Source organism: Vibrio makurazakiensis, assembly GCF_050337375.1.
GTDB classification, from domain to species: Bacteria; Pseudomonadota; Gammaproteobacteria; order Enterobacterales; family Vibrionaceae; genus Vibrio; species Vibrio makurazakiensis.
Genome location: NZ_JAKJSW010000194.1, coordinates 1 through 8,102, shown reverse-complemented (window position 1 = coordinate 8,102; position 8,102 = coordinate 1). Strand labels below are relative to the sequence as shown.

Sequence of the window (8,102 nt, the reverse complement as noted above, 5' to 3'; positions counted from 1 at the left end):
GTTATTACCCATCTTTATATTCTTTGGATTTATTCTATTAGCGTATAAAAGTGTAAATAAAGGCAATAAAAATTAACAATTGGGATTTACGAAATTAAATACTTTTTGTACAATAATTTAAAGGGTGAATAATAAGCTTGATGAAAAGGGATTTCATTGTGGAAAATGTCATATCAAATTTAAAAAAAGAATTTCACACACGTGTTAAATCTCAAAACTCGAGTGAACGTTATCAAGCGCCTTCTAGCGTGTCATTCTTAACGCAAGAAGAACTTGCCGAACTGGAAAATGCTTGGGTCCAACTTATTGTTTGGAAAAAAGCCCAACTCAGCTAATAACAGTAGGCAGGCTTAACAGCTTATGACGATTCTATAAAGCTCCCTTTACTTTCTGGGTGTTCCCCGTAACAGATTTCCCCTGCGTAACAAACCTCAATCCTGTGCTACTTACTAGCATGGGATTTTTTATGTTTGCTATCTACTATTGTTATAATATAACATTATGAGAAATGGCATTGTCTTGAAAAATGCGATCAATGCCCCCATAGTGGTTTATCATGACATTCGTACTATATGTGCGAAAAAGACTAATAATAATCAAGCGAGTGAAGTTATGGCGGAAGTTCGTGCCAGAGTAGATTTTAAAGTAGGAACAAACAGTAGTATTGATGCTGAACTGCTGTCTTTTCATGGATTGAATACAGAAAAAGAGCACGTTGCTGTCATTTTTAAATCCGCAGATAAGAATCAAGACATCCCTTTAGTTCGTATGCACTCTGAATGTTTAACGGGTGATGTTTTCCACTCATCGCGTTGCGACTGTGGTGAGCAACTTGATGAAACAATCAATCGAATGGGTGAGTCCGGCGGGATCATTCTTTATCTTCGTCAAGAGGGGCGTGGCATCGGTTTATACAATAAAATCGACGCGTACCGTCTGCAAAGTGAAGGTATGAACACTTACGAGGCTAATAATCATCTCGGATTTGGTGATGACCTTCGAGATTTTACCGAAGCGGCTCAAATGCTAACTGCACTGGGTATTCAAAAAATTCGCTTGGTGACTAATAACCCGAAAAAGATTAATGATCTAAAATCTCACGGCATTGAAATCGAAGATGTCGTTAATACCTCTGCACACGTCAAGTCAGGTAATGAGAGCTACCTTCAAGCGAAAGTGTCGCACGGTAAGCACGATTTAGACATCTAGAAAAAGCGTTGTTCATCAATCTGATAAAGACCTCACAATTGTGAGGTTTTTTTGTTTTTGTCTTGCAAATAAATTGTAACTTTGTATTATTCGAATTCGTAGCGCAAATGATAATGGTTTGCACTATCAATACATATAATAATTTAAAGCTCAACAAGGACGCTTCAATGACCATTAAATCTTTAGTGACTAAAGCTGTAACTTCGTCACTTCTTCTAGCATCTGCATCATCTTTCGCAGCTGTAACTCAAGACCAAGTAGTAGAACACTATGCAGACATCGCACACGCTGTATTTTCTGATTCAGTTGTAACTGCTAAGGCGTTAAACACTTCTATCGATACATTTTTAGCTTCGCCTTCAGCTGCAAACTTCGAGCAAGTTAAGCAGGCGTGGCTAGGTTCTCGTGTTCCTTACCAACAGTCTGAAGTGTTCCGTTTTGGTAACGCTGTTGTTGATGACTGGGAAGGTCAACTAAACGCTTGGCCACTAGATGAAGGTCTGATTGATTACGTTTCTACCGATTACCAGTACGAGTTAGGTAACGAAGGCGCTAGCGCTAACATCGTTGCAAATGAGACGTTCCAAGTAGGCCAAACTACGGTTAATGCAAAGAAGATTACTCCTGAGCTAATCGCTGAGTTGAACGAAATTGGTGGTTCTGAAGCGAACGTTGCTTCTGGTTACCATGCGATTGAGTTTTTGCTTTGGGGTCAAGATTTAAATGGTACAAACGCAGGTGCAGGCCAGCGTGCATACACTGACTTTGTTGTAGGTTCTGAATGTACAAACGGTAACTGCGACCGTCGTGGTCAATACCTAAAAGCATCYGCTGAGCTTCTAATTCAAGATCTTGAATGGATGGAAAACCAGTGGGCTGCAGGTACTAAAGGTAACTACCGTCAAGAACTGCTTTCAGAATCAAGTGAAAACGGTCTTCGTAAAATGCTGTTTGGCATGGGCTCACTTTCTTTAGGTGAGCTTGCGGGCGAGCGCATGAAAGTTGCTTTGGAAGCAAACTCTACTGAAGACGAGCACGATTGCTTCTCTGACAACACGCACAACTCTCATTACTACAACGAGCAAGGCATCTACAACGTTTACACTGGTTTGTACAAGCGTGAAGATGGCACTTTACTTTCTGGTCCTAGCCTTTATGACCTAGTAGCGCAAGAAGATAAGCAAGCAGCTAAAGAAATTCAAAAGCAATTTGATTTAGCGCGTGCTCAAGTAGGTCAGTTAGTGACTTCTGCAGAGAAAAACAACCAGCACTTCGACCAACTAATCGCTGCGGATAACGCTGCAGGTAACGCATTAGTTAACAAAACAATCGTTGCGCTAGTATCTCAAACTGCAGCGATTGAACGTGCGGCAGGCGTGATTGGTATCGATAGCCTGAACCCAGATACAGCAGATCACGAATTTTAATCGTAAGTCTGCGTATTTAGTGGCTCAGTGACACACTGAGTTATGAAGGGCTCGTTCTCGGGCCCTTCATCGTTTCTGCAATAACACACTGAAAATTAATAATAAAACAACACCTAAACATCAAGGCAATGTATGAAGTCGTATCTGTCAGCCTCACTCCTTACTGCACTATTTCTCGTCGCACCTACTCAAGCTCATGAAGTGTACTCGGGTGGAAAAACCACCACTAAAAAGGAAGGCCCAAATGCCTTTTCTTTGCCTGCTTCTAACTTACCGATGAGTAAGCGATTAGATTTTAGTGTGGGTAATAGCTTCTTTAGAAACCCATGGGTTCCCGCGCCTGCTTCAACAGATGCACGCGATGGGTTAGGCCCTTTGTTCAATACCAATGGTTGCCAAAATTGCCACATTAAAGATGGTAGAGGTCATGCTCCTGAGGTTGGTGATGAGAACGCAGTTTCTATGCTTGTGAGGTTAAGTATCCCAGCAACGACTCCAGCGCAGAAACAAGCGTTTATTCGTGATGGTATAATCCCTGAGCCGACTTATGGTGGGCAACTACAAGATTTCGCTATTCAAGGTGTTAAACCTGAAGGTAAGGTCAACATTTCGTATTCCGATGTTCCTGTGACATTTAAAGATGGCACTGTGGTTACTTTAAGAAAACCGACAGTAAAAATCACCGAATTAGCGTTTGGTGAAATGCATCCAGATACTCAATTTTCCGCACGAGTCGCTCCACCTATGATTGGTCTTGGACTTTTAGAAAGTATTTCAGAGGACACGATTCTCGCGTTCGCGAAAGAACAGCAAGAAGATGGAAAGGGAGTATCAGGAAAGCCAAATAAAGTTTTAGATGTGCAAACTAACGAACTCACACTCGGCCGTTTTGGCTGGAAAGCTGGGCAACCGAACCTAATGCAGCAAAATGCCGCTGCGTTTAATGGTGACTTAGGGTTAACCAGCACGCTTTTCCCTGCTGAAAACTGCGCTAGCGCACAATCGACTTGTACTGATTTTCCTAATGGTGGCAGCATCGAAGTTAGCGATAATATTCTTGATTTTGTTGAGTTTTATTCTCAGCATTTAGCTGTTCCTATGCGCCGTAATACCGATGATCCAAAGGTAATTAAAGGCAAGAATCTATTCCAGGAGTCAGGCTGTCAAAGCTGTCACCAGGCTGAGTTTAGAACAGCGAGTCGACCAGATTTACCTGCATTATCTGAACAATTGATCAGCCCATATTCTGATATGTTGTTGCACGATATGGGAGAAGGGTTGTCGGATAGCCGCCCTGAGTATTTGGCTAATGGTAGAGAATGGCGAACGTCTCCGCTTTGGGGACTTGGTTATACCAAAGAAGTTAATGGCCACACGTTCCTTTTACATGATGGACGTGCGCGTAATGTAATGGAAGCTGTGTTATGGCATGGTGGAGAAGCAGAATACGCGAAACAAAATGTGCTTGCATTTAATGAACAGCAGCGTGAAGCGCTGTTGGCGTTCTTAGACTCATTGTAGGGAAGATCATGAAACAACATTTAATATCTATTGCCTGTAGTGCAATGGTACTTGCGGGCTGTCAGACTACGTCATCTGGTGATGAGTCTTCAGGGCAAGTTGCAAAGCAATATACTCGTGACAATAACGCTCATTTAAGTGCTGCTGTTTACAGCATCCAATTTGATTCTGCTATCCAATTCAATTTGCAAGCTCAGGCTTTGGAACAAAGCGTTGTCGAGTATTGCTCAACCAACAATGATGATCTTGAACCAATGAAATTGGCGTGGCAAGAAGTCATGGGATCATGGATGGCGTTACAAGGGCAGGAAAGAGGGCCCACGAAGGCGCTGGAAGAAAGTTGGAATGTTCAATTTTGGCCAGATAAAAAGAATACTACGGGGCTAAAAATGTCTCGTTTAACCCAACAAGATAAAAATTGGTCGCAAGCCGAGATTGCTCAGCAAAGTGTAACTGTTCAGGGCGTTGGTGCTTTAGAGTGGCTTTTATATGATGATAAATCGCCATTAATGAAGGACAAAGTTCATGGCTGTCAGTCTGCGCAAGCCATTGCAAACAACTTAGTCGTGAAATCTCAAAAAATTGCTAGTGCTTGGCAGCAAAACCCTTGGCTAGAGCTTGATGCCAAACAGTGGGATTCTGAGTACATTGCATTGCTAACTAATCAACTTGATTACAGCATGAAAAAGCTCAGTCGACCAATGGCAAAAATTGGGCAACCAAGACCTTACTTTTCAGAGTCGTGGCGTTCAGAGACATCTATGACTCAGTTGAAAGCGAACCTAGAAGCGATGCAGGCTTTGTACTTTGCAAACGGTGACGGGCTAGATGCTTTACTACGCGATCAAGGTTTAACACCACTTGCTGATCGTGTTTCTTACCAGTTTTCAGATACGATAGAGTCTTGGCCGACAGAGCAGAGCTTGTTTAAGTTACTGCAAACGAAGGAAGGTTACCGATTAGTTTTGGCTCAGTACAATAAACTCGACCAACTGAAATACCTTATTCATGATGAAGTGGCGATCGAGCTAGGTGTAATCATAGGGTTTAATGCTACCGATGGTGACTAACGACACTCGACGTACGCTACTGAAAGCAGCACTTTTGGGTGCTGCTTCTCCGTTATTGCCTTTCGGGTGTGCGTCAACACAAAAGGCTGCAGGCTTTTCAAACTCTGAATCAGAACCTTCCCTTATTGGCTGCTCGATTGCTGGTAAAGGAAAGTTTTCAGCAGTTGTGGCTAACAAACAGGGTTATCCTATCCATACACTACCTGTACCAGAAAGAGGTCACGGCGTTGCTATTAACCCTGTTAATCGACACGCGGTTGTATTTGCTCGTCGACCTGGCACGTACTTTATGGTGTTTGACTATTTTTCGGGTGAGACTATTACGCTAAAGCCTTCTGGTCGTGACCGTCATTTTTATGGTCATGGTGTGTATTCGAATGATGGTAGCTTATTGTATGCAACAGAAGGTGAGTCACGCACTAGCAAGGGCATTATCGGTGTTTATGATGTCGCTAACCAATATAGAAAAATCGATGAATTTACCGATTTTGGTTTAGGTCCACATGAAGTAATCATTATGCCTGACGACCGACTAGTGATTGGAGTAGGTGGTGTAGATACTGATGGTCGAACACCGAAGAACTTAGACACTATGCGTCCTAGTTTGAGCTATTTATCAGCCGACGGAAAATTGTTGGAACAAGCAACTCTATCTGATAAGAAACTGAGTATTCGGCATCTGGCCCATGATGGTTCAGAAACGGTGTTATGCGGACAGCAATACCGTGGTGAACCTGATGAATACCCGCCATTACTTGCTATGCACACACGTGGTGGAAAGATGGAAATGCTTGATGCTGAGCCTGAGCAATGGGCTCGGTTCAATCACTACATTGCAAGTATAGCTGCGACTGAAGATTGGATTATTGCGACCTCACCAAGAGGTAACTGTTATGGTATTTGGTCTAAAGAAACGAAGCAATTGGTTGAATTGGCTGCGTTGCCTGATGCGTCTGGTGCTGTTGTTTTCGATTCTAGCTTTTTATTAAGCTCAGGGGCTGGTGATGTAGTGAGCCAATCAGAACCGAAACAAAAAACAGTAACGAAGTCTGGCGTGCAATGGGATAACCATTGGTCATCAATCTAGTCATCTGCTAATTTTCTGTGATTCAAAAGTAAAACACCTCTCAAAAATTACTCTGTGAACCGTATTTTTTGCCATACTAAAGCAATGGCGGGTTCATGGAGTGATTCCGATGCTAAGAAAGCTTTCTCTTGTGGTACTACTGCTTTTCTCTACCCAAGTGTGGAGTTTAAGTAGTTTCTATCAAAATGGCTGGATCTCAAAAGATTCGGGCCTTGAATTTTATGTTCAGTACCCTGAAATTACCGAATCTCTTTACCTCGAAAACCCGTCTCAATTGTTATGGAGTGACTCTAACGCGAGTAGTGCTTTAGAATTTCAATTAAGCATCATTGATCAAGCCAAATTCAGCCCCCTTTTTAGTAGGCAGTTAAAAAGGCTACGTTATTACCGCGAACAAAACCTCTGGTTTGAGTACGATATTCTTGCGACAGACACTTTAGTCTTTTATATAAGTTACAGTGAGAATGCGCCGCTTATTGGGCAACCTTGGTATTTCACAGATAAATTGCAGTCCAAACTTCCTAATCCTTCACTGAGTGCTCTTTCTGAGTTAAAGCAATACATAGTGAAAAATCAATTAGCCATACTGACAATGTCATATGCGCCGCCTGTAGTGAACTATGACCAGTTCACTAAGTCCTATCAATTGTTGGAATTGTCCTCGAAGAAACAGTTGGAAGAGTATGTACAAGTTGGTGTGAAGCGCCGAGGAAGTAGGCTTCCGAATCGTGATCACCTTATATCACGTATCGAGATGGTAGGGATTCCAGTACGACATTTAAGTGATCATGTCGCTAACTATGATTATGAACTAGAACAAGCGGTCAGAGCATTTCAAAAGATGCATGGTTTAAGCGCGGATGGTGTATTAGGGCCACAGACAATTGAATGGCTGAATATGGATCCGGAATCTAGACTTAACGCCTTGGCATTGAACGCAGAGAGAGCGCGATTATGGCCGACTGAGCGAGACTCATTGATCCTAGTTAATGTTCCAAGCTTTGAAATGAAATATTGGCAAGATGGTGAGGAAGTCTTTGAGTCTAAAGTTGTCGTCGGTCGAAAATCACGTAAAACCCCTTTGCTTAATACTAAATTGGATTCGGTGATATTTAATCCCACTTGGAATGTGCCGTGGAAAATCATGGTCGAAGATATTTTACCGAAAGCGAAACTTGACCATGAGTACCTAACAAACAATAATTTTGAAATTATTGAAGCGTGGCGTTCGTCTGAGTTTGTTAGCCAAGACACGATTGATTGGGACAATCTCAAACCTTCTCGTTTTCCTTACAAACTACGTCAGCAAGCAGGAAATAAGAATGCGTTAGGCTTGTATAAGTTTAACACGCCAAATAATCGTGCAATCTATCTTCACGACACCCCAAGTAAAAGTTTATTCGATAAAGACTCACGAGCATTCAGTTCTGGCTGCGTAAGAGTAGAGCAAGCCGAAGAGTTTGCTTCTTTGTTACTAGAAACACAGGTGCTAAAAAGTGCGGATGAAGCAAATATTGCGCTAGGTGAGAAAACATCTGTTTCACTTAAAAAGCGTATTCCAGTACATATAATCTATCAAACCGTTTTGTTTGGAGAAGATGGCATCCAATACCGCAATGATATCTATCAGTATGATCAAATTTAATTGAAGATGATATTGACCCAAAAATGACAATTCATTTGTCGAATTAAATTGTTTTTTTATTCAATGACTAAGTATTACTTTCGTCAATAAATCACTTATTCAGCCTGTTTTGCCTATTTGACGGCTATAAAACCATTCTGTAG

Annotated in this window: 7 protein-coding genes; all 7 read left to right on the top strand. The window is 41.9% G+C overall.

Annotation, left to right across the window (positions count from 1 at the left end):
- Window positions 1–158: 158 nt before the first annotated feature.
- On the top strand, window positions 159–335 hold the full coding sequence (locus tag L4C33_RS17420) for a hypothetical protein (protein WP_428813676.1): 177 nt from the start codon (window positions 159–161) through the stop codon (window positions 333–335).
- 277 nt (window positions 336–612) lie between these two features.
- Window positions 613–1,209: a GTP cyclohydrolase II gene (locus L4C33_RS17415; protein ID WP_428813678.1), complete on the top strand. Its 597-nt coding sequence runs from the start codon at window positions 613–615 to the stop codon at window positions 1,207–1,209.
- A 167-nt stretch (window positions 1,210–1,376) separates the two neighbouring features.
- Entirely contained in the window at window positions 1,377–2,636 is a 1,260-nt protein-coding gene (locus tag L4C33_RS17410; RefSeq protein ID WP_428813675.1) for an imelysin family protein, read from the top strand.
- 132 nt (window positions 2,637–2,768) lie between these two features.
- On the top strand, window positions 2,769–4,157 hold the full coding sequence (locus L4C33_RS17405) for a di-heme oxidoreductase family protein (protein ID WP_428813674.1): 1,389 nt from the start codon (window positions 2,769–2,771) through the stop codon (window positions 4,155–4,157).
- 8 nt (window positions 4,158–4,165) lie between these two features.
- On the top strand, window positions 4,166–5,227 hold the full coding sequence (locus tag L4C33_RS17400) for an imelysin family protein (RefSeq protein WP_428813673.1): 1,062 nt from the start codon (window positions 4,166–4,168) through the stop codon (window positions 5,225–5,227).
- Window positions 5,217–6,314 carry a DUF1513 domain-containing protein gene (locus L4C33_RS17395; RefSeq protein WP_428813677.1) on the top strand — a complete coding sequence of 366 codons (1,098 nt, stop codon included), beginning with the start codon at window positions 5,217–5,219 and terminating at the stop codon, window positions 6,312–6,314. The genes L4C33_RS17400 and L4C33_RS17395 overlap by 11 nt, the downstream gene beginning before the upstream one ends.
- 109 nt (window positions 6,315–6,423) lie before the next feature.
- Window positions 6,424–7,959 carry a L,D-transpeptidase family protein gene (locus L4C33_RS17390; protein WP_428813672.1) on the top strand — a complete coding sequence of 512 codons (1,536 nt, stop codon included), beginning with the start codon at window positions 6,424–6,426 and terminating at the stop codon, window positions 7,957–7,959.
- The last annotated feature ends 143 nt before the right edge of the window (window positions 7,960–8,102 follow it).